This window comes from Motilimonas eburnea (assembly GCF_021295345.1).
Taxonomy (GTDB): domain Bacteria; phylum Pseudomonadota; class Gammaproteobacteria; order Enterobacterales; family CBDFNC01; genus Motilimonas; species Motilimonas eburnea.
Genome location: NZ_JAIMJB010000017.1, coordinates 1 through 23836 on the forward strand (window position 1 = coordinate 1; position 23836 = coordinate 23836).

The 23836-nt window shown below is 45.1% G+C and carries 16 protein-coding genes and 1 rRNA gene; 9 read left to right on the plus strand and 8 right to left on the minus strand.

Features of this window, described 5'->3' with window-relative positions:
• Positions 1-118, minus strand: a 16S ribosomal RNA gene (locus K6Y21_RS15575); the annotation flags it as partial.
• A 575-nt stretch (positions 119-693) separates the two neighbouring features.
• Here K6Y21_RS15575 and K6Y21_RS15580 point away from each other — a divergent pair.
• Positions 694-1233 carry a gamma carbonic anhydrase family protein gene (locus K6Y21_RS15580; RefSeq protein ID WP_233072811.1) on the plus strand — a complete coding sequence of 180 codons (540 nt, stop codon included), beginning with the start codon at positions 694-696 and terminating at the stop codon, positions 1231-1233.
• A gap of 74 nt (positions 1234-1307) precedes the next feature.
• On the opposite strand, the gene ftnA is transcribed toward K6Y21_RS15580, so the two are convergent.
• Positions 1308-1850 (minus strand): non-heme ferritin, encoded by a 543-nt coding sequence (gene ftnA / locus K6Y21_RS15585; RefSeq protein WP_233072812.1) that lies wholly within the window; start codon positions 1848-1850, stop codon positions 1308-1310.
• A 332-nt stretch (positions 1851-2182) separates the two neighbouring features.
• On the opposite strand from ftnA, the gene K6Y21_RS15590 reads away from it, so the two are divergent.
• The 3 genes from K6Y21_RS15590 (at position 2183) to K6Y21_RS15600 (ending at position 5506) form a co-directional block, all read left to right on the plus strand.
• Positions 2183-2800 carry a histidine phosphatase family protein gene (locus K6Y21_RS15590; protein ID WP_233072813.1) on the plus strand — a complete coding sequence of 206 codons (618 nt, stop codon included), beginning with the start codon at positions 2183-2185 and terminating at the stop codon, positions 2798-2800.
• Between the two features lie 21 nt (positions 2801-2821).
• Positions 2822-3244 carry a universal stress protein gene (locus K6Y21_RS15595; protein WP_233072814.1) on the plus strand — a complete coding sequence of 141 codons (423 nt, stop codon included), beginning with the start codon at positions 2822-2824 and terminating at the stop codon, positions 3242-3244.
• A 303-nt stretch (positions 3245-3547) separates the two neighbouring features.
• Positions 3548-5506, plus strand: coding sequence for a methyl-accepting chemotaxis protein (locus tag K6Y21_RS15600; protein WP_233072815.1), 1959 nt, complete (start codon positions 3548-3550; stop codon positions 5504-5506).
• Positions 5507-5517: 11 nt separating this feature from the next.
• Here the strand turns inward: K6Y21_RS15600 and K6Y21_RS15605 are convergent, their stop codons facing one another.
• The 5 genes from K6Y21_RS15605 to prlC all read right to left on the minus strand — a co-directional run bounded on the left by K6Y21_RS15605 (position 5518) and on the right by prlC (position 15518).
• A complete protein-coding gene (locus tag K6Y21_RS15605) occupies positions 5518-6270 on the minus strand; it encodes a class I SAM-dependent methyltransferase (RefSeq protein ID WP_432758000.1) in 753 nt (250 codons plus the stop codon).
• 39 nt (positions 6271-6309) lie between these two features.
• A complete protein-coding gene (locus K6Y21_RS15610) occupies positions 6310-9492 on the minus strand; it encodes an EAL domain-containing protein (protein ID WP_233072816.1) in 3183 nt (1060 codons plus the stop codon).
• A 117-nt stretch (positions 9493-9609) separates the two neighbouring features.
• Positions 9610-10692, minus strand: a complete 1083-nt coding sequence (locus tag K6Y21_RS15615) for a mechanosensitive ion channel family protein (protein WP_233072817.1) — start codon at positions 10690-10692, stop codon at positions 9610-9612.
• A 3-nt stretch (positions 10693-10695) separates the two neighbouring features.
• Complete coding sequence (locus tag K6Y21_RS15620) at positions 10696-13251, minus strand: bifunctional diguanylate cyclase/phosphodiesterase (RefSeq protein ID WP_233072818.1); 2556 nt, start codon at positions 13249-13251, stop codon at positions 10696-10698.
• A 230-nt stretch (positions 13252-13481) separates the two neighbouring features.
• Entirely contained in the window at positions 13482-15518 is a 2037-nt protein-coding gene (prlC, locus tag K6Y21_RS15625; protein ID WP_233072819.1) for an oligopeptidase A, read from the minus strand.
• 398 nt (positions 15519-15916) lie between these two features.
• On the opposite strand from prlC, the gene K6Y21_RS15630 reads away from it, so the two are divergent.
• The 3 genes from K6Y21_RS15630 to K6Y21_RS15640 all read left to right on the plus strand — a co-directional run bounded on the left by K6Y21_RS15630 (position 15917) and on the right by K6Y21_RS15640 (position 20543).
• Entirely contained in the window at positions 15917-17884 is a 1968-nt protein-coding gene (locus K6Y21_RS15630; protein WP_233072820.1) for a sensor histidine kinase, read from the plus strand.
• A gap of 159 nt (positions 17885-18043) precedes the next feature.
• Entirely contained in the window at positions 18044-19396 is a 1353-nt protein-coding gene (gene gorA, locus K6Y21_RS15635) for a glutathione-disulfide reductase (RefSeq protein ID WP_233072821.1), read from the plus strand.
• Positions 19397-20012: 616 nt separating this feature from the next.
• Positions 20013-20543 carry a phosphoribosyltransferase gene (locus tag K6Y21_RS15640; protein WP_233072822.1) on the plus strand — a complete coding sequence of 177 codons (531 nt, stop codon included), beginning with the start codon at positions 20013-20015 and terminating at the stop codon, positions 20541-20543.
• Positions 20544-20705: 162 nt separating this feature from the next.
• Here K6Y21_RS15640 and K6Y21_RS15645 read toward each other — a convergent pair whose 3' ends face one another.
• Positions 20706-21710: a helix-turn-helix domain-containing protein gene (locus K6Y21_RS15645; protein ID WP_233072823.1), complete on the minus strand. Its 1005-nt coding sequence runs from the start codon at positions 21708-21710 to the stop codon at positions 20706-20708.
• 100 nt (positions 21711-21810) lie between these two features.
• Between K6Y21_RS15645 and gntH the strand changes: the two genes are divergently transcribed.
• Positions 21811-23265, plus strand: a complete 1455-nt coding sequence (gene gntH, locus K6Y21_RS15650; protein WP_233072824.1) for a guanitoxin biosynthesis MBL fold metallo-hydrolase GntH — start codon at positions 21811-21813, stop codon at positions 23263-23265.
• A gap of 41 nt (positions 23266-23306) precedes the next feature.
• Complete coding sequence (locus K6Y21_RS15655; RefSeq protein ID WP_233072825.1) at positions 23307-23801, plus strand: DUF3299 domain-containing protein; 495 nt, start codon at positions 23307-23309, stop codon at positions 23799-23801.
• The last annotated feature ends 35 nt before the right edge of the window (positions 23802-23836 follow it).

The following is a 23836-nucleotide window of genomic DNA, read 5'->3' on the forward strand; positions in this document are numbered from 1 at the left end:
ACTCACCCGTCCGCCGCTCGTCAGCAGAGAAGCAAGCTTCTCTCTGTTACCGCTCGACTTGCATGTGTTAAGCCTGCCGCCAGCGTTCAATCTGAGCCATGATCAAACTCTTCAATTAAAGTTTTTTGTGATTCAGCAAGCTGAATCGACTCAATGAATTCTGCGTGTTTGTCTCCACTTTTAAAAAGTGAAATCAAACTGAACCTCAAATTAATGAAGTTCGATTTGTTCTATATGAACACTCAGAAACATTGATAAATAAATCGTTTTGGCGATTCGTTACCATTGCGTTGTTAGCCGTGGCTTTCAACATGAGCATTCACACAGATTGCATGATTAGATTGTTAAAGAACGTTGACTCAGTGGCTTTCGCTTCACCTCGTCAGGGCTGCGCATTCTACGCTAGCCGTTTTGAAAGTCAATCGTTAATTTTAACAAATCTTCGATTTTTCTTTCGAGTGAGAAACCTCAGCTTCTGACTCCCTGATACTGCGTTGCGCCCTGCGCTGCGCCGTGTCAGTGGATGCGCATTATAGGGAGATCCGTTTTCGGTGCAAGGCTTTTTTGCCGGAAATTTACATTTAATTTTTCAACACAATTTACTCTCAACTTATCCACAAGATCTTCAAAGATCCTCCCTTGTTTTGAGCATTTATTATGCTAATGTCGGCGATATCAACTATGGAGAAAGCTATGACCACCAATATTCGTCCCTATAAAGGGATATATCCCAAGATCAATAATACGAATTACATCGATCCATCCGCTGTACTGGTGGGTGAAATCGCCCTCGGTATCGATGCAAGTGTGTGGCCCTTAGTTGCCGCCAGAGGTGATGTGAACAAGATTGAAATTGGCGATCGCACCAACATTCAAGACGGTACTGTGTTGCATGTCACCCGTAAAACCCCGAACAAGCCTGATGGCTATCCCTTAATCATAGGTAATGATGTTACCGTCGGACACAAGGCGATGCTTCATGGCTGTCGCATTGGCGATCGTGTATTGGTCGGCATGGGGGCGATTATTTTGGATAATGCGGTTGTTGAGGATGATGTGATTGTCGGTGCGGGTAGCCTAGTTCCACCGGGTAAAACCTTGGCATCTGGTTTCTTGTATGTCGGCTCTCCAGTAAAGCAAGCCAGAGAACTCACCGCTGCTGAGTTGGCGTTTCTGCCTGAATCGGCAGACAATTATGTCAGGCTTAAAAATGAATACTTGGATGAACATTAAATCCTGCCTGAATGATGAGGAGGCGAGGTCCAATACACCTCGCACTACAGCGTCAGGCAACCGCCTATATGAAACTAAAAGCCCGCATCAGCCACCGTTGCAGAGTCTATAATACTTGGGCTGCCAGACTTGGCTAACTCAGCCAACTCTTTATCCATAAAGTAGAGCGCTTGCTTGTTATCTCCTAACAACTCAAGTTTATCGATAATCGTCTTAAACAATTTCTCTTCTTCGTGTTGCTCTGACACATACCATTGTAAGAAGTTAAAGGTTGAATAATCCTGACTTGAAAATGCCACATGTGCGAGCTCATTGATTTTTTGCGTGATCATTTGCTCATGCTCTAACGTCATGTGGAACACATGGGCTAATGATTCAAATTCATGAGGGGGAGCATCAATTGCACCTAAGATGGGCAGCGCCCCCGTTTCACTAACATAAGTAAACAGACGATGCATATGCTCCATTTCTTCTTTGGCATGTCCACGTAAGAATACGGCTGCCCCTTCTAAGCCGCGATCTTCACACCACGCACTCATCTGCAGGTATAAATTGGATGAGTAAAATTCTAAGTTAATCTGCTCGTTTAGTTTTTCTATCATGGTTGGCTTAAGCATAGCGAGTCCTTAATATACATCTATGATACTTCTTGGATTTTGCATTCTTACACAGTTAGCTAGCCATTTTCTACCTCGCCATACAGAGTCATACCCTAGTATGAAATTATTGGTGATTTAATCTACGATCCTTGACTTATTTCACATCACGAACTATGTGCCACTGTTACAATGCCAGCACTTGTAGACGTTAGGGACATGAAAGATGGAACTGTTATTCAAGGAATGGAAAATTTTAAGCTTCATTATGTTGCTTTTTTTACTTACATTTATCTAATTCTGACGATAATTCCCTTATCATGACGGGCCATTAACTTACACACTGGTTCGTATTGAAAAGGTTATTTTTGTTTCGTCATGGCGAAACAGATGCAAATAGAGTAGGAATACTACAAGGACATCTAGACACCAGACTCAGTCCTCTTGGTGTAAACCAAGCTAATCAACTTAGCGTGGTTTGCAAGCAGCTCCCTATAGACGTTATTCATAGTAGCGACCTGATCCGTGCCAAAGCTACAGCAGCCAAACTCTCGCAAAACGCTGGACGTTTACTTTGCTACAGTCACCGGTTACGTGAAATAAACTATGGTCACCTAAATGGTCAGCGCATTGATCAACTTGATGACACAAAACGCCAACAGCTACACCAACTCTACCAACAACACATTCCGCTACCCGACCCCCATGCTGAAACTATGGCGCAACTTGAATCACGCCTAGTTGGCTATCTCGACTCCATCATGGATTGGCCACAACACAATCATGGTATTATCAGCCATGGCCAAGCACTCAATTGCTTACTTCATGCCCTGTTAGGTTGGCCAAAGCACAACATGCATTTATTGCAGTTAACCAATTGCAGTGTCACAGAATTAAAGTTTACTCAAGACAGGTGGCAGTTAGTCAGACTAAACCAAGATGTCACATCTATACTTAAGGGGATAAGTTAAAACTAAGATTAAGGGGGCAACATGTCCGGTTACCGTCATATATTAGTTGCACTGAATTTAGATGAGGATTGCAAGCCGATCCTTGATAAAGCGCTGCAACGGGCCGAAATAGATCAGGCAACCCTAACCCTGCTTCACGTCAATATTCAATTGAATCAACTCTACACCAATATGATTTCAATGGATCTGACCCAATTGAAAGAGCAGTTAACAGAGCGCTCTGAAATGCTATTTGATCAAATCATGGCCGGTGTCGATTATCCGAAGCTTAATCATCAAGTTATTTGTGGTGATTTACCAGAGAGCATATTAACGGCAGCAAAAGAGCTTGAAGTTGACCTCATTATCGCCGGTCACCATCATGATTTCTGGGGGTATTTTCATAACACGGCGAAAAAGATCCTCAATCAAGCCCCCTGTGATCTGCTGATTGTACCTGTTTAACTTCGCCCTAAAACCCGCTCGGTTTGCATAATACTTTTTTACTATTGGCAACCCGAGCGCACTTACGACAGAAAAATTTAGGTACAATAACTAAGGACTGAAGTAACGCTTGGTTATTTTCAATATCAGACCGCTTCCAATCACATAAACTCTGATTCTTTTTCATATAAAACTCATTATAAAGCATGAATTCCTGTCACATCTCTGTCATCTACAAACGCTAAGCTCGCATCATTAATGGGAGATGCCCTGTTTCTGGCACAGCCACGTCTTGTAAAACCATCGGCCGCTAAGGAATGCACCATGCGAATTAGTACTTTTTCTTCCCTATCTTCCATTTTACTATTGGTAATAGCAAGCATTCTCGGTTACTCAATTTGGCAAAGCGGCCATGAGATCCAAGCTATGCAGCACCAAGGCAACGCATATCAGAAGCTTAAGCATCAGATTAATGTTGATTTTCAACGAACCATACAAGCCTACCTCAATACGGGTGACGCGAGCCTATTACAAGATGCAGCAAATCAACTTCAACGCATTTTTGAGCAAATAGCACAGCAACCCATTGCCAATGCAGCCAGTATTAAGCAACAAATCACCACCCTATTGGCGGGGCTGAATGGCCAATATCGGGCAGCAGGAAAATTATCAGCTAATAATCAACAAATCCTCGCACTGGCAGAAGCCGACATGCGGGCCTATGCCCAAAGCCTGCATCAATATGGCCTTGAGGGATGGCAGCAAGATCCTGAGTTAGCCAGTCAATACCTTACGATGAGCAGAGATCTAGCCGAAACCTTAACTGAATTAAGCCTTAACCGCGCCGAGCTCTTTAATCAGCCTAGTACGGAACAATTAGCGCAACTGGAATACCTCCAATCCAAGGTCGTTAGCTTCAGTCAAAAGCTAAAACAGCTACCTAGCCTGAATTTGTTCTACCCAGTCGAAACTCAGTCCGAGCCGGGTATGCTTAGCTTTGACGACGATGAGGAGCCCATTGAAAAAGGCCAAGAAGCCATTGATGAACTGAGCAGCCTGATCAACCGCTACCCAAAAGAGCTAGATAATACAAAACAAAACATTAACTTAACTAAAATTGCCAGCCAACAATTACAACAAGAAGTCACACAGCTGGAGCACAGTTTTCTCACCCTTGAACAACAGCTGCAAACAAAGGTAGAGCAACGTTTAAATGAAATCCAACTCACATTGCTGCTCGCTGTCGCCGTGCTGGTTGGTTACAGCTTGATTGCGTTCTTGTTCCAGCAGTTACTCATCGTGAGACGCTTAAAACACCTTAATCACGCCTTTGAACAACTGGTGAAAAGCAATCAAACCAAGCCATTAGAATTAGCCAGTGCGAATGATGAACTCGGTGAAATAGCGCAACGGTTCAACCAACTGACTGACCGTACACAAGCAACCGAAGCACTCAAAGCCGAACAGTTAGTTAAAGTCTCTAACGCCTTAAAACAGATGGTGAAACAAGTAGAGGCCATTGAGCAAGATTCCAAAGCGAATAGCCAATCGGCAAGCCACAGTGCCACCATGATGGCCGAGTTGAATAGTCTTTCTAAAGAAGTGGAAACCAGTTCAGTGACCATATTGGGATACGCCAAAGACAATCAAGACGCCATGCAGGCTAGCCAAGAGTATGCCCGTAATGTGCTGCAAGCGACTCAAAGTACCAGCGAAGCCGTGGCCCGTTGTCATCAATCCCTAGGTTCGCTCAATTTGTCGGTTGATAATGTCGCTAGCATCATCGACGTGATCAGTAATATTTCCGATCAAACCAACTTACTCGCCCTGAATGCCGCAATTGAGGCCGCTCGCGCAGGTGAGCACGGCCGAGGCTTTGCCGTCGTGGCCACTGAAGTACGTCAATTATCCCATAGCACGCAAGACTCACTAAACCAAATAGCCACTATTTTGGAGCAATTACGCAAAGCCACGGCAGGATTGAGTGTGGATATAAAAGGAATAGCTAGCGCATCTGAAGCGCAAAAAACAACCGCGAACATCCTCTGGGATACCGCGCATCATGTGCGCGAAAACGCAATGAGCTCGGCCGTTGTGGCTGAGCAAGGAAGCGTCAACGCTAAGCTTCAATCAGGAAAATTAGTGGATTTTGCCTCAGCCATGGAGCAGGTGAAACAACAATCACAGCAAGTGTCTAGCTTATCACAACAAATTGCTGAGCAAATAAAGCAAGAAGCCGATAGCATCATTAACACATTAAATGCGCAACCAGCGAACGGATAATAAATTATCCGTTAACTCATCGCCTTATTGACATAGACATCAAATCGGTTATTTTTGGTCTCAAAAGCCAAAGTGGGTTTACGCTCGGCCAACCAAGGGGCGTAATCAGGTCGCTTCACCACAACCCGATATTGAGCAGCAGCCAAAGCAGGTGCCAGTAACGCGTCAGCGTCAAGGTCAGGGCCGACTAGATGCTGAAAAACCCGCATTTCTTTTTTTACTAACGCGCTTTTCTTCTTGTGCGGAAACATGGGATCCAGATACACCACATCTGCTTGCGCTTGAGCTAGCCAATCAATCCCGGTGTCATGCACTAAGGTCATATTTGTTTGCATCCAGTCACCAATCTCAGGATCCCGGTAAGCTCGCGCTAACCCATCGGCCAGTAAAGCGGCTACCACTGGAGAGCGTTCAATTAAGGTAACCCGACACCCCAACGAGGCAAAGACAAAGGCATCGCGCCCCAGCCCAGCTGTCGCATCAATCACCTTCAACCCAGATTTGGCTTTAATGCCTATCGCCTTGGCGATAGTTTGGCCCTTTCCTCCGCCGAACTTACGACGATGCGCACTCGCGCCAGACACAAAATCCACCGCGACAGCGCCGAGCTTAGGCTCATCTAATTTACGCAGCTCAAGACGATGCTCGGTTAATACCAAAGCGAGCTTATCATCTTCACTCACAGAGTCGGAAAAGCCCCATTGCGCTCGCAATGCAGCCGCATCATTTTGACGACAAGGGGAATCAACAAGCAAAGGGATCACAATAGGCTCTCAAATAATAAAAAAGGCGATAATAGCAGATTATTCCATCGCCAGAGAGACGAGCGCCATCATTTCGATCGGCATCGGCTTACCTAAATGATAGCCTTGAGCAAAATCAACACCGATCTCAGCTAAGCGCATCATGACTCTTTCGTCTTCCACACATTCCGCGATGGTCTGCTTGCCCATTAACTGGCTCACTTCATTGATGCTGCGCACCATGGCATAGTCCATTTCATCATCGGCGATATCGCGGACAAATAAGCCATCAATTTTCAAATAGTCGACAGGCAAACGCTTCAAGTAACCAAATGAAGATAACCCGGTACCAAAATCATCTAACGCTAATTTACAACCTAGCTTCTTCAGCTCTTTTAGCAAAAAGGAAGCGTGACTAAAATTGGCAATAGCAACGGTTTCAGTGACTTCAAAACAAATCTTGTATAAGGGGAGTTCAGAATCCACCAAGGCCTTAACTAAGTACTCAACGAATTCTTTGTTGCCTATGGACTGGCCTGACAGGTTAATCGAGCACTGATCTAACTTAGCTACATGGTCGGGATGCCCCTTTAACCAAGCTAAGGTTTTATCTATGATCAACTTATCGAGTTTATCTGCCAAGTTGTAGTTTTCAGCGGCTGGAATAAATAGCCCTGGCGGTGCCAGCTTGCCATTTTCATCAATCATTCGGGTTAACACTTCATAGTGCAGATAGTCTGAGCCATCTTTACCATTAACCCGCTTAATGGGCTGAGCATACAGACAAAAACGTTGCTCACGTAATGCCTGCTGTACCTTGTTAACCCATTGCATTTCCCCGTGACGGCGCTGTACTTCTTGATCATCTTGCTTAAATACATGGACGCGGTTGCGGCCTTCGTCTTTTGCCGCGTAACAAGCAGTATCAGCACAACTCAATACATGTTGGCGATTGCCACTGTTTTGATTGATCTCCACTAAACCGATACTGACGCCAAGGGAAAAGGTTTTTTCCTCAGAAATAAAATGATGCTCGGCGATGGCTGCAATAATACCATGAGCATAGGCTAAGGCGTCGTCGGGCTGGCAGTCGGCAATAATGACCCCGAATTCATCCCCCCCTAAACGCGCTAATAAGGCATGGGTCGGTAAACTGTCGGTCAGTAAGGTCGATAATTGCTTTAATACCTCGTCGCCGGCGCTATGGCCACAGGTATCGTTAATCACCTTGAATTGGTCCATATCTAAGTACATTAAGGCATGGACTTGCTCGCTTTCAGTTGCCTTATCAATATACTTTTGCAACTGAGTTTCAAAAAAGCTGCGGTTATTGAGCCCAGTGAGAAAATCGTGCGATGCCTGGTACGCTAACTGCTCCGATAACTCCTTGGTTTCTGTGATGTCTTCACACACCAAGAAGAACTGTTCCTTGCCAGGCACTTTACGGGTCGTTTCATTTAACCAGAGGTTTTTTCCTAGTCGTGTTTGGTATTGGATCTGACGTGTCTGTAAGCCATCAGGATGACTTGCACAGCGATTTAAGTACTTAATTTGAGTGCCGATATCATGAGACTCGGTGTGCAGCAGCGTAATGTTTTTACCGACCACGTCATCAACCGCATAACCCAATAACAAAGCGCCGTAACGGTTACATGACAACACTAGGCCTTGATTATTGATGGTTAATAACATAAATGGATTTTCGTCGTGCAATACACGATAGCGGGCTTCACTTTCCCTTAGCTCAATTTCTGCTCGCTTAATGCTATTTATGTCGCGCCCTTCCAGTAGGATCATTTCGACCCCTTGAGCACCACGAACTGGCTTAAGGGATAGATCAACCACGACCTGCTGTTTCGACGCATTCACTTGTTGGCTTTCATAGCGTACAAAATCGCCCTTTTGTACCATGTCGATTGCCGAAACCAGTTTCTGTTGCTCATCAAGATCATGGCGCCACCATGGTGACTCCCAAAGGTACTCACCAATCACATCAACTTCATTAAGGTTAAGTAGCTGTAATGCAGCTTTATTGGCTTGGAGGATACGCCCTTTATCATCAAGTAAAATGATAAATTGGAAGGCTTCATGAAATAATGCGCTGAAACGGGTTCGACTGGCCCGGAGTTCACTTTCAACACGCTTTTGTTTCAATAAGTTAAATTGTAATAAGGCGATGATGACACATAGGCTCAACACCACCACCAAGACAAAAAAGAAGTTATCGCGATAACTGCTGAACTCATTGTCAGGCTGATTGGTTAGAAAAGCATTCTTGGGTAATTGTTCCGGATCAAGCTGCCAGTGTTCGAGCAATAAGGCATCGAAAACAAACTGGTTGCTTGCCTTGGTTTCAATCGGTAATGCCTCAATAGGCACCCCGTGCAAAATATCCAGCGCCTTACGCGCCGCTCTTTCACCTTGACTAAAGCCACTGATCATTTTGCCGCCAACAATGCCATAGCCTAAAGTGTAATCCCAAGCACCAAACATAGGCACCTTGGCAACCTCAAATAAGGCTTCTAACATTTTGTCATATTCAATATAAATGCCATCGCGATCACGCGCAAAGACAGTGTAAAGAATGATGGCGTCGTCGGTGATCTCACTGACTTTTTGTTTCAATGAGAGGAAGCTTTCATCATGTAATATGTGGATTTTAGGATAAAACTGGCTGCTCATCCTCTCAATGTCACGCTGGATCAACTTACCCGAGTGAGTATCGTCAACAATCACATAAACATTGCTGGTGAGAGGCTTAAGGCTTAAAGCTGCCGTTAACGTTTCCGCTAAATCAGGCGTCTCAACCACCCCCGTCACCTTGGCCATGCCTTCGATTAATGCGGGTGTAAAATTGTTGACGCCAGTGAAAACGATCGGGGTATTAGGAAATAATCGCTGGCCGTAGGTTTTAGCCAAAGTCAGGGCGTTATTATCTGTTACGATGACCAAATCAAATTCGCGATGGGAGAACTTACGCGCAAACGCCTCGGTCAGCAGCCCCATGTATTCATCGGTAAAAAAGCGCTTACTATCAAGATAAGACACATATAAGGAGACGTCTTGATTCTTCAGGATAGATTCAATACCCGCTTGCATATCACGGGTCCATTTAAACCCTTGGTGATAAGAGTGAAGTACCAGTACTTCTTGCTCCTTAGCATGCGCTGAGGCAACCGGAATAAGTAGCAGTAGGCCGAGTAAACCAGAAATAATAAAACGACTTAGCCCTAAAATCTGCATCCAATCTCTATCTAATCAAGCTAACCAAAGATATGCTGAGAGTACTCCGCTGGTTGCGCCAACGCAACTTGAGCACAAGTAGTTTGTGATCAAGCTGAAAAGTATTCCTTGTCAAGCTTAGCTCTCAGGAGCCACCTTTGCTTCAGGAACCACCCCCTCAATGTGTAAGGTTTGAGTTGGAAATGCAAATTCCGCATCATATGACTCAATAATCGCCATAATTTTTAATAACACATCTTGTTTAACTTCATGGTAGTGAACCCAGTTAGTCGTCTTGGTAAAGGTATAAACAAAAAAGTCCATCGACGACGAACCAAAACCATTAAAATTCACTATCATGGTTTGCGTTGTGTCTATTTCATCATGCTTTTGCAGCATAGCCTTTACATCGCTGACAATAGATGCCATAACCTGACTGTCAGCATAGCGTATGCCTAAGGTCTCATAAATCCGGCGATGACTCATGCGTGACGGGTTCTCTACCGCAATACTGGAAAAGATCGCATTGGGTACATACAGGGGCCGCTTATCAAAGGTACGAATAATGGTCACACGCCAACCTATGTGCTCCACCGTTCCCTCAATACTGCGGTCAGGCGAGCGGATCCAATCACCCACTTTAAATGGGCGATCAAGGTAAATAACAAACGCCCCAAAAAAGTTTGCCAGTAAATCCTTAGCGGCCATACCCACCACCAAACCACCGACACCACCAAAAGCAAGTACCCCTGAAATACTAAAGCCCAAAGTTTGAAATATCCCTAAGGCAGTGATCACCAAAACGGCCGCCTTCATTAGCTTGCCTAGGGCATTCACTGTGGTTTCGTCTTTACCTTGATTAATGAAACGCTCTTCGGCCCCATTGATAAAGCGCAAAAATGCCCAAGCAATTAAACCGGTTAGAATCAGGGTTAGGGATAAAGGAATGTAATCCAACAAGGCGCTATTTTGGTCCTGCGCATACACACTTGCGACCAAAGCCAAGCCAACCGTTAAAATCACCCAATTAATCGGCAGCCATACGGAAGACCAAATCGCATCATCCCAACCTGTTTTGGTCATTTTTACTAAGCGTTCCATATTTTTGGCAAAATATCGCCAAACGACAAACGCCACACTGGTGATGAGCAAAATGATGGTGACATCAAACATCCAGTTATTGGTTTTATAGGCATTGATAAGGCCTGAAATCCATTCCATAGGTTAAAACAACTCCGATAAATCTGGCTGATACTGTTGCTGCAGATATTCTTTTATCTGCTCAAAAGACAAAGGCTTACTCATCAGAAAGCCTTGAGAATAATCACACCCTTGTTGCTGAACATAAGTTTGTTGCAGCGATGTTTCCACCCCTTCAACAACCACTTGCATACCTAAGTTATGCACAATATTAATGATGCCATTAAATAATAAGTTATCTTGCTGATTACGTGGAATATCAGAAATAAATGAGCGATCAATTTTTACCACGTCGGCGGGCAAGCTCCGCAGGTAATTTAAAGACGAATAACCGGTGCCAAAATCATCAATGGCAATTTTAACCCCAGCCGCCTTCAAGGCCCGGATCCGCTTCATGTGCTGAGTATCGCTGTTCATTAACAAGCTTTCGGTGATTTCTAAGGTGACACTCTGAGTCGCAAGGCCACTTTTTTCGATCACGGTTAACCATTCTGTGGCATTAATATCAACACTTTGAAACTCCAATGTTGAGCGATTAATGCACACCTCCATCCCCGTGTACCCTAACTGCTGCAATTGCTTAGTTTGAAAACAGGCCTGTGCTAATACTTGCTGGCCAAGTTGCTGTATCAGCCCCGCTTCCTCCGCTAAAGGCACAAATACCATAGGTGAAATAAAGCCTTTATCGGGGTGATACCAACGCACCAAGGCCTCTAATTTCACAACTCGACCTGTCTTGTTATCAATGATAGGTTGATAAAAGACCGTTAAATGGTTGGCTTTAATCGCTTCTGTGAGTGCCACTAGCATGGCTTGTTTTTCTAGCTCAGATTGGCGCATTGCCTGCTCATACACCACATACGTATTACGGCCTTGATTCTTAGCTTCCGACAAAGCCAAGCCAACACGCTGCATTAACTCATCATGGCTAAAGCCATGATCAGGGTAAATAACACAGCCAATACTCGCGGTGATGTACAACTGTTGTTGGGCCAGCTGAAACCCTTGTGCAAACGCACTTTGTAGTTGCTCAGCAAACACTTGAGCTTGGCGAACACTTAATGCGTCAGGCACAATAATCGCAAACTCATCACTCCCGAGTCGTGCCAAGTAATCACGTTGCCGTAAACGCCCTTTTAAGCGCTCCGCAACCAAGGTAAGCAATGCATCCCCCGTTGCCAGCTTTTGGGTATAATTTATCGACTTAAACTTATCTAAGTTTATTTGGAATACCGAAAACTCATGCTGACACGCAATGCGATGCTCCAGCTCGGCCATAAATCCAGCTCGACTGGGTAAGCTGGTCAAGCTATCAATATGCTCAATCACTAATTGGCTATTGCTGATGGGTTCAAAGACTGCGAGATAACAAGCCACTTCACCGCTACTATTGCGCAGACCTATCATGGTCACGTCGCAATGCACCACCTGTCCTAGCTTAGTTACCAAGGCTCTACGCCAAACCAACTTTTCCACTAGTCCTGTCACCACATCCTGACAAGACTCTGATAACGCCTTGTTACTTGGCTCTGCGAATATATCATCTAAACTTAACTGGTCACATTCATCAGGCCGATAGCCCAACAGCTGCAAGGCTGCATTATTCACTTTCTCGACGCGCCCCGTTAACCCCAACTGCACCATGGCGGCAGGCAAGTGGTTAATCATAAGCTCAAAGTACCTATCAAGAACTTGATTGCCCACTTGTTTGCTTTGGGTAGTATCTTGGGTAATGCCTTGCAATTGCAATAACCCTTTGCCGGGCTCTCGAACTGAACTAACTTGTGCACGTAACCACTTCATCACGCCTTTGGCAGAAATAATACGATACTCAAAAACATGGGGCTCGCTGACCACGCCCTCCATCACACGCTCCAGCTCTAACATCACCTTGGCGCGATCACAGGGGACGATGTACTGCTCTAAATCAGGTAGACACAATTGCCGAGAAAAAGGGGGGAGATCGAATAATCGATAGGTCGCCTCTGACCAATTTAACTGACGGCTTGGAAAATCAACAGACCAAGTCCCCATCAAGCCAATTCGCAATGATTCACGCAACCAATACTCGTGCATTTGACAGTTATTTTGCTTCGGTTGGGGTGAGGTCGTTCGGCCTTGTTGCGTCAGCTCTTTGGCGATGAAGCTACTTAATAAGGTCAGTAAATGTGGCCCTTGGTGATCTTTAACCAAGGGTTGCTGATACACAACAATACACAAGCCTATCGCATGTTGTTGCTGATTATACAAAGTTGAACAAATAAGGGTGTCACTCGAACCCTGCGCTAATAGCTCTCGCTCAGGAAAGTCCGCTTGGCTTCGATCAATGACTAGCACCGACTGACGCAGAGCCCTAGCAAAAGCGGATGCTCCTAGCCACAAGGTATCTGTTTCCCGATTGGCGCCATCACTCGCTTGCACATAAAGCAAGGTATTGGTTTGATCTAATGTCGTAAGCAACACGGCATCTGCGCCCAAGTGCTGCCGAAGTTGCTGGACAAACACATCACACAAGCTTTGCCCTGACAGACCCGAGACGGCAGCCACTATGTCAGGCAAGGCATGTAAACTGTGCGGCATAAAAACACCATCTTAAAATAAGTTCAGAAACAGTTGCTTATACTAATAAAAAAAGAGGGTACTAAGATATGATGGATGAAGAAAAAAGTGAATAACGTGCTTTTTTTGGTTAAACAAACCCCACATTTGTGAGGTTTATTTGATATTAAAAGCCATTATCCATGCTAAGGGTATGGTTTTTGCGTAGCGAGATCACTACGCAAAGTCATAAACCACCATTCACACGGCCACTATGCAGCCTTGATTCCAGAATGGCGCAGTAACGCGTCCACCTTAGGCTCACGGCCACGAAAAGCACTGAACAAGGCCATCGGCGAGGCTGACCCGCCTTTCTCTAGGATATGAGCCATAAAATCGTGACCGACTTCAGCGCTAAACACCCCTTCTTCTTCGAAACGAGAAAATGCATCCGCTGACAGCACCTCGGCCCATTTATAACTGTAATAACCTGCCGCATAGCCGCCTGCAAAAATATGACTAAAGCCATGCTGAAAGCGATTATAAGCAGGCGGGACAACCACAGCCACTTGCTCGCGTACTTGATCTAACTTAGCTTGCGCTTGATTGGCTACGCCTGGGGTGTATTCAAGATGCAGTTTAAAATCAAATAATGAGAACTCTAATTGACGCACCATCATCAGGGCTGAGTGATAGTTTTTCGCAGCTAACATCTTATCTAGCATTTCTTGCGGCAGTGGCTCACCTGTTTGGTAATGCCCCGAAATAAAGGCTAATGCCTGCGGCTCCCAGCACCAGTTTTCTAAAAACTGACTGGGTAGCTCAACCGCATCCCAAGGCACACCATTAATACCCGACACACCACTGGTTTCAACTTGCGTTAGCATATGATGGATACCATGACCAAACTCATGGAACAAGGTGGTCACCTCATCGTGAGTAAACAAGGCAGGCTTGTCGGATGTCGGCTTGTTAAAATTACACGTTAAATACGCCACGGGTTTTTGCAAGCTGCCATCAAGACGGCGGCGTCGAGTGAGGCAATCATTCATCCATGCCCCACCTCGCTTATGCTCACGGGCATATAAATCGAAGTAAAAACTTCCGCGCAATTCACCTTGCTGATCGAAGATGTCATAGAAGCTCACATCACGATGCCAAGTATCCACATCATCACGTTTGGTGATGGTTAACCCAAATAAACGCTTCACCACCTCAAACAAACCACTCACGACTTTCGCTTCAGGGAAATACGGACGTAATGCTTCCGCTGAAATCGCATACTTATGCTGTTTTAACTTTTCGCCGTAATAACTTAAATCCCAAGCTTGCAAATCCCTTTGCCCTGCTGATTGGGATGCAAATTCACGTAATTCATCCATCTCAATCTCTGCTTGAGGTTTCGACTTGGCGGCTAAATCGGTCAAGAAACCCAACACTTGCTCTGGGGTTTCAGCCATTTTTGTCGCTAAGCTTTTTTCTGCATAATTCGCAAAACCCAGCAACTGAGCCAACTCATGGCGTAACGCTAAAGTCTCGTCTATGATGGCACTGTTATCATATTGGCCAGCGTGGGGCCCTTGATCCGACGCCCTGGTCACAAACGCTTGATACATTTCTTCACGCAGTTCACGGTTATCAGCGTAAGTCATCACCGGCAAATAACTTGGAATATCTAACGTAAACAAGTAGCCATCTAACTCTTTACTGCTCGCCAACTCTTTCGCGGCTTGGATCGCCGACTCAGGCAAACCCGCTAATTGGGTTTCATCGGTGATCAGTTTTTGCCACGCCAAGGTGGCATCCAAAACATGGTTACTAAACTGTGAACTGAGTTCGGATAGACGCTTTTGGATCTCACCGAAACGCACTTTCTTTTCGTCGTCCAGCCCGATACCTGAAAGTGAAAAATCGCGTAATGTATCGTCAATAAGCTTTTGCTGCTCCGACGTTAACTTGGCAAACTCATCACCTTCACGAATCGCTTTATAGGCTTGGTACAAGCCCTCATGTTGGCCAACGAAGGTACCAAAATCAGACAATAGAGGAAGACAACTATCATGAGCTGCACGCAATTCATCATTGCTTACCACAGCGTTAATATGGGAGATGGCCTGCCACGCTTGATTCAATTGGTCTGACACCTCGTCTAAAGGCAGCACTAGGTTTTGCCAAGTATATGGCTCATTGTTCGCTAACACTTGATTGATGACTTGTTTGTTTTTCTCAATCAACGCGGCAATATCAGCTTGGATGTTTGCAGGCTTAATGGCACTAAACTCGGGTAATGGTTGGGCTACTGTCATCATTATTCTCAATCTTCTAAGGGCGATATATCAAAGATGAGGTTAGCGATGGCAAATATCAAGGCAATGAAACTATTAACTGCCATACCAACAAGGCGGCCAAAAGTAACAAAAGAAATAGATAAAACCGATACATGATAAATTCTTTATAGCTAAATGCGCGATCTAACTCGGATTTTGGCCGGATGGTCTGAGTCAAGAGCTCCCCAAACGACGCGTGTGAATGTATTCTCAATTAATAGCCGACAGTGCTTACTCAGTCTATGCTAAATGTATACTGAGCATGCACGTTTGCCTCGCCTAAGGCTGCAATAGACGGTTTAGGCTAAATCGAAAGGCAAATTAGTTAAACATGCATTAATTGATACTGAGTGACATGCTCAGCCAATAGGTAACATTGAATGCCAACAGTGGTTGCAAAACTTAAACGCTCCGTCAGCCAAAACAGCCTCTCATTTCGGCTTTTATCCTATATTCTTCTGTGCAGCAGTGTACTCGCTGTCGTCATCACCATGGTGCAATTATTGTGGGACTATCGCAAAGACGTCGGTCAAATCGAAAACAGCATCACTCAAATTGAAGCCAGCTTCCTCCAGCCCATTGCCGCCAGCCTATGGAATTTAGATGAAGAACAAGTACAGGTTCAAGTTGAAGGGATCATGAACCTGCCCAATATGCAGTATGTCTTGATCAAAGAAATATTGGGTAGCTCGGAAGTGCCGTTAATCGAAAAAGGCATGCAAAAACAAAAGTTTGATATCAGCCGCGAATTTGACCTGGTCTATCAAGGCGAAGTCGTAGGGCGTTTACTCGTCGCCGCATCCCTTGACGAGGTTTATCAACGCTTAATCGAAAAATCCATGGTTATCTTGGTCAGCCAAACCATTAAAACCTTAGTGGTATCCATCTGTATTCTTTTGATCATCTATTATCTCGTTATTCGTCACCTCAATCGCATTGCTGACTATACCCGCTCATTAAAGCTTGATTCAGCACTGCCGCCACTCAAGCTTGAAGGGCGCGATCCACACCCTTCCAACCCTGATGAATTAGATGGCTTAGCGGCCACCTATAACCAAATGCGAGAGAAAATTTTCGCAGAGCTGTCGGCAAAAGAAAAAGCGAATCAAGAACTGGCCGCAGAGCGCGACTTTTCAACAACGATCATCAACTCATCCACCTCGGTTATCTGCTGTTTAGACCAAGGGTTCGATATTGAATCCATCAACCCGGCAGGGGTTATTTTAACGGGCTACAGCCAACAAGAAATGGTGGGCAAAAGTTGGCTAAGCTTGTTTGTGGACCAACAACAGCAAGATGAAATAGCCAAACTGCTCACTAAATATCAAGATCAGAAAGATCTTGAAATCACCATGACAGATCAATTGGGTGAGACCAACACCTTATTGTGGAGTTTTGTGCCATTTTACGAAGGTGAACATTTTAAATACCTGATCGCGTTCGGCTATGACGTTTCTAGCCTCAAGCGAGTCGAAAAAGAAATTAAACGCCTCAACGATCAACTTGAAGAAAAGGTTATCAAACGCACCGCTAGCCTAGAGCAAAGTAATAACCAGTTAGTGATTGCTTTCGACGAGCTGAAGCGGGCGCAACAAACCTTAGTCGAATCAGAAAAAATGGCTTCATTAGGTAGCTTGGTCGCCGGTGTCGCCCATGAAATAAACACCCCCATTGGCATCAGCGTCACCGCCTCATCTTACCTGCAAGATCAGACCAAATCTCTCAAGCAACGCGTAGCCGAAGGCAAGCTGTCCCGCGCCTTTATCGAAGAGCTGACAACCAACATGGATGAGTCATGTCACTTGTTAATGAACAACTTACGACGCGCTTCTGATTTAATAAGCAGCTTTAAACAAGTGGCGGTCGACCAATCCAGTGAAGCTTGCTACACCTTTAATATTGCAGAAAACCTCAATCAAGTCGTCACATCACTGAATCACAAACTGAAAAAAGCGAATTGTACCGTTGAGACCCACTGTGATAGCGACCTTAAAATGCACAGTTTTCCTGGTAGCTTTACTCAAATCTACTCAAACTTGATCATTAACAGTGTCAATCATGGCTTTGATGACTGGGATGGTGAGCGAAAAATTACAATTCAAGTCACCCGCCAAAATGATCGCTTACTCATTGATTATCAAGATAGTGGTCGAGGCATAGACCCGGATATTGCCCCACGCATCTTTGATCCCTTTGTCACCTCTAAACGCGGTCACGGCGGCAGTGGTTTAGGCACCCATGTTATCTACAACTTAGTGGTGCAACTGCTCAAAGGCAGCATAGTCCATGACACCAGTGTGGCTCAAGGTGTGTGTTTCCATATCGATATCCCTTACCACAGCGTTTAAAGCATCTTATGTCTTACTCAGGCTAGCCAAGGCCTGAGTGAGAATCACAACCACCGCCTTGCGCAGACCCATTTTGTATAGCATGATGATCGCCATAAACAGCATTGAATAGCTTCTCCACCCTACTCGATTAACAAGTCATATTCTAAGGGGAAAAACATGACTGAACATTTTGATTACATCTGTATTGGCGGCGGCAGCGGCGGTATTGCCTCAGCTAACCGCGCCGCACGTTATGGTGCCAAGGTCGCCCTGATTGAAGCCAAAGCCCTCGGCGGCACCTGTGTTAACGTGGGTTGTGTACCGAAAAAAGTCATGTGGCACGGCGCGCAAATCGCAGAAGCAATCAAACTATATAGTCCAGACTATGGCTTCGACCTTGAGCAAAAAGGCTTTGACTGGAGCAAACTGGTTGCCAGTCGCGAAGCCTACATTGACCGTATTCACCAATCTTACGACCGCGTATTAGGTAACAATAAGGTTAATGTGATCAAAGGCTATGCCACCTTTGTCGATGCCAAAACCGTCGAAGTAGAAGGTAAACGCTACAGCGCGGATCATATCCTGATTGCTGTCGGCGGCGCGCCAACCATCCCTAATATTCCCGGCGCCGAGTACGGTATCGACTCTAACGGCTTTTTTGAATTAACCGAGCAACCTAAGCGCGTTGCGGTAGTCGGTGCAGGCTACATTGCCGTAGAAATCGCTGGTGTGCTTAACGCCCTTGGCAGCGAAACCCATTTATTTGTGCGCAAACACGCCCCACTACGCAGCTTTGATACCATGCTCACCGACACTCTAGTCGACGTCATGGCGGCAGAAGGGCCTCAGCTACATACCGAAAGCATCCCAAGTTCGGTCGTTAAAAACGCGGATAACAGCCTCACCATCAGCTTTGAAAATGGTGAACAATATACGGTCGATTGCTTAATTTGGGCCATAGGTCGTCACCCTGCCACCAGCAGCATCAAGCTAGAAAACGCCGGCGTACTCACCAACGAGCAAGGCTATATTCCCGTTGATGAATACCAAAACACCAATGTCCCTGGCGTGTACTGCGTTGGCGACATCATGGCTGGCGGCATAGAGCTAACACCCGTTGCCGTTAAAGCCGGTCGCCAACTGTCTGAGCGCCTATTTAATGGTAAGACCAATGCCAAAATGGACTACAACTTAGTACCTACCGTCGTCTTTAGCCACCCTCCTATCGGCACCATAGGGTTAACCGAAGCAGAAGCCATTGCCCAGCACGGCGCGGATCAAGTCAAGGTGTATAACTCCAGCTTCACCGCCATGTACACAGCCGTTACTCAGCATCGTCAGCCTTGTAAAATGAAGCTGGTTTGCGTTGGTGCAGAAGAAAAAGTAGTGGGCCTACACGGCATCGGCTTCGCGGTTGATGAAATGATCCAAGGCTTTGCGGTAGCGATGAAAATGGGCGCCACCAAAGCCGACTTTGACAGCGTGGTTGCCATTCACCCAACCGGCTCGGAAGAGTTTGTTACTATGTAGGGTTGATGTAGAAAACTAACCTGCACACGTTAGTAAATCTGGAAAATATCTATCACCGACTATGCGTGTACGAATGGTCGGTGGTGTTACAGAGTATTTATACACCTCATACAATCAAGCTATGTCAATTAGGCACAACCTAATCAAAACACTATCAGCCTTATTCGGTACCTCACCGCATCACTTGAACGCCAAACAAGTTCAGTACTTGGCTCTCATTGATTACGCTATAGTTGAATTCGGGGGGATAAGTAAATTCTGACTACCTGCTGATATATGCAGCTAGGCAATTGACATTGGCATTTACCTTACCATTGAAAACGTTCACAATATTTGTGTGCTTGTGTATGACTAAGTGCTTTATACTTCTTAAAACAGAAGAAGGAAAATGCTGGACGGAAGAGCAACCAAATATGGAGCTTGCCCATTGTCGTTTTGTTTCGGCTTTGTCACTAGCTCTACCACCTATCACACTGACAAGGTTGACTGATAGCGGATGGCAGAGACTGTTTGAAGCAGGACTGAGCTGGATTAAACCTCCTTTTGACGTTGACTCCTAACGAATAGTGGGGTGTTGCAATAACACAAATTAGAGTCTTTGAGGTTAGGGGAGATTATGAAAGAACAATATATCGGTGATTTAGTTTTCAATGAAAAAGACATAGCGCATGGCGTAAATTTGGTGGCGAGTAAGTTAAATAGCGTATTTGCAGAAAAAGAACTGGTTGTCATTACCGTGGTTCCCGGGGGGATGCTCTTTTGTGCTGATTTAGTTCGCGCCTTAACACCCGACATAAAAATGGACTATATATCATGTCCACATACCCCCGGCGATAAAACCAACGACTCAGAGATTATCTACCACCAAAACATCCCTATTAAGGGGGAGAATGTGTTATTAGTGGATGACGCTATTGAATCTGGCGGGACCATGAAGCGTCTAGCTTCCCACATCTATGATAATTTTAATCCCCTCTCACTCTCGATCGCAACCCTGCTTGTGAAGCCTGGTCGAGTCCATATTCCATTCGAACAGTTTTATGGATATAGGATGGAAGAAGACGAACTTCTGGTTGGGTATGGATTACCCTGGAAAGATAAGCTGCGCAACACCCCTTTCATATCAAAGCTCAACCTCGGAAACTAAGCAAATCGAAGCTTAAATATTGAACAAACCTGAGGCGATAGAAAGTGTAGATATTAGAGTTGCCACATTTGATTTGGACCAGCATAGCTAAACGTTGCAAATGTACGATCACTTTCATGCGAATGTCCAACAAACTGAGTGTTAATAGCACTCTTCTACTCACTATTTACGACTTTTTACTTTCACCCTATTTAGCATGTAATGAGTCGAATCAGCTGTACATCCATCAAACCAGCAATCTTTTACCTTCGCCAAACTATCAGTAGGCCGCTCTCCGATGATGGCCCTGTAGTCATTAGAGAACTGTGCAAGATGTTGAAAGCCAAAGTGCCATGCAACATCGGAAACCTTAAGCTCCCTCCCATGAAACTCTAACATATGGTTCACCTCCCTCATTAGATAATGAGTTAGGTATTGCTTTGGTGTGACACCAAGGTATGTATGAAAAATCCTTTCCAATGTCCTTTCGGATGTACCAATTAACCTACAAAGTTCGTTTATCCTCAGTTTGTACTTCTTTGAGTGAATGTATGAGAGTGCCTCATTCAAAATGGTAGTTTGTCTCTTTTGGTGGCAACTCAAGCTCATTAGCCCTGAACCATGAAACAGCACAGAAAGGGCAGCCTTAACAATACGATCCTGTTGCGCACCAGTAGCACCAAATCCATTGGTACTGTCAGACACCATTCCTAACCATCTAGATAGGTGAAACCATGTTTGCGCCAGAATTCTTGACTCGGACTCTAATACCTTCTCAATACGGTCTGCTATCGCAGGCTTATTCGAGCATAATTTATCCAGCCATGATTGAGGAAAGGATACTGTGATAGTTTTAAAGCCAGCATCAGAAATAGCTCCCATTTCACCATCTGCAGCAAAAAGCAAGAACTGATTTCTTGTCACAGGCTTACCACACCAGTAGAGGAGTGGATGGGCAGGCGCCAAAAGCGCTATTGTTCTCATATCCGTCGGCCCCATTACATGCTGCCTCAGCCGGATTGAACTCTCTGCATACCCAATGAAGGTTTGCGCAGACAAGCTCTGAGAAACCCTGATGATCTCAGACTTAGGGACTTTTAAAGGGCGAAAGTCCAAATCAAAACCCTGAACCATGCTCGAAAAATCATCAAAATCGTGGCTCAGAATATTTATAGTTTGCAAACTCATTTATTAAGATAACTGTCGTTTTTTAGATAACGGTTATTAGCCTAATTGAACTACTTTAAATCAACAAGGTATAAAGTAATAGTATAGGGCTCATTCCATTATGAAGTTGATTAGTAAGACAATTAAAACTGCGTTATTGTCCGCATTATCTATATCTACTGTAGCAATCGCTGCCGCTCCCCCGGCATCAACACCTTCAACTGAAATGGAGGTAAAGGCGGCACTATTTGGTGGCGTACCTGGAGGACGCTGGAAAGAAGGGCTACTTTTTGAAGGGATCCGTCCGCAGCCATGGCTCCAAAGTGCCGCTAACTGGTTTCCGGGAACAGAAGACGTACAGCCAAATGAAATGCGTATCACTTTTATGGGGACATCGCCAATGATACGCCCGGGGCAAATGAATACATCTATATTTGTCGAACTGGGTAACGGAGACAATTTTGTGTTTGATATTGGCGAAGGGTCAGTAGCCAATTATGTCGCAGCCAGGGTCGCTTTGAACCAAATCAACAATATTTTCTTGACGCACCTTCACGTAGATCACTTTGGCGCACTACCTTACGTTTATATGTTTGGAGGTTGGGCTGGCCGTTGGCACGAACCTCTTCGCATTCACGGCCCGTCTGGCCGTAAGCCAGAGTTTGGTACCAAAGCCATGGTGGAAGGCATGAAGCAAATGCTGGCATGGCACAGGCAAGCATTTAGCGTATTCCCGGTTGGCCAGGGGCATGATGTTGCCGTTACTGAATTTGATTTCAGGGACAACGGCGGTACCGTATACGAAAAAAACAATGTAAAGGTAATTCATTGGCAACGCTCTCACGCGATGGATGGAGCATCAGCTTACAGACTGGACTGGAAAATCAATGACACAGAAAGCCTCTGCTTTGTGTGGACCGGTGACGGGCGACCAAGTGAGCTCGACAAAAAATATGCCAAAGGGTGTGACGTATATGTCACTGAACTACAACAAGAAGTTGTCGAGATTAACTCGGGAGTACAAGGCGTTCCTCCTTTCCTCGCCCGGTATACAATAGATACACACCACACCCCAGGCTACGCAGCGGGGTATGTTGCCAATCAAATTAAGCCCCGCATATTCATGACAACCCACATGACTTTTGACCCATGGTTAAATGAAGAATCTGTCGCTGAAGTTCGCGAGCACTGGAAAGGCCCTTATCATTTTGGTGCACCTGATGGTATTGTTGTTAATGTAACTCCTGATAGCATCTGGGTAAGAGATGGTATTTTGCCTGATTACCCTAACAGTCGTGCGCCACAGCAGGACTTCAGCAGTGGTCAATTGGTAGTACCTGTGCCTCAGTTTAAACGTGAGGACTTACAAGAACCATTTATCAGAGAGCAACAGGTTGACCCTGATAAATACTACCCCTCAGGCTATAAACCAGAGCTACTTGAAGACTGGCCTGTGAAAAAAGATCTGGTCGTACCTTATGAAAACTTACCCGAAAACCTTAAGCAAAGTATGGGCGGACACTGGGAGCTTAAAAACAAAAATCAAAAAGCCCTGGATGAAATGAACAATAAATAATGTGTATATGGGGGGCTAAAGGCCCCCTATTGGAACCAATCATGCTGAAACAAATCTTTTTTCCTCTCTTGGCGCTCATGCTTTCATTTCAATGCCATGCTGAATACGAGGAGATAAACTGGGATACCTTGGTACCTGAAAAAGCTAGGGTAATACTAAAACAAACCAAACCAAGAATAGTCGACCACACAGGAAGTAAAGCAAGCCAGGAGCTATCACCAGGCTACTCCATGTTTGAGGAATCTTTAGCAGGAAAACGAGTAAGACTACCCGGATTTGTAGTGCCGCTAGAAGGTGATAACAAGAAAATATATAGTTTTTTTCTCGTCCCTTACTTCGGCGCCTGCATTCATGTCCCCCCCCCACCACCCAATCAGTTAGTGCATGTAACCACAGAGCAAGGTGTAGACTTTGTTGACATTAACACACCTATTTGGGTTGAGGGAACGATGAAACTAGAATCAACTAAACACGCTCTGGGTTATGCGGGTTATGCGCTGTCGCTCGAACAACATAGGGTATATGAAGGTTATTAAGTGGCATACTTCAACTCACGCTGAAGCAAGAGTAA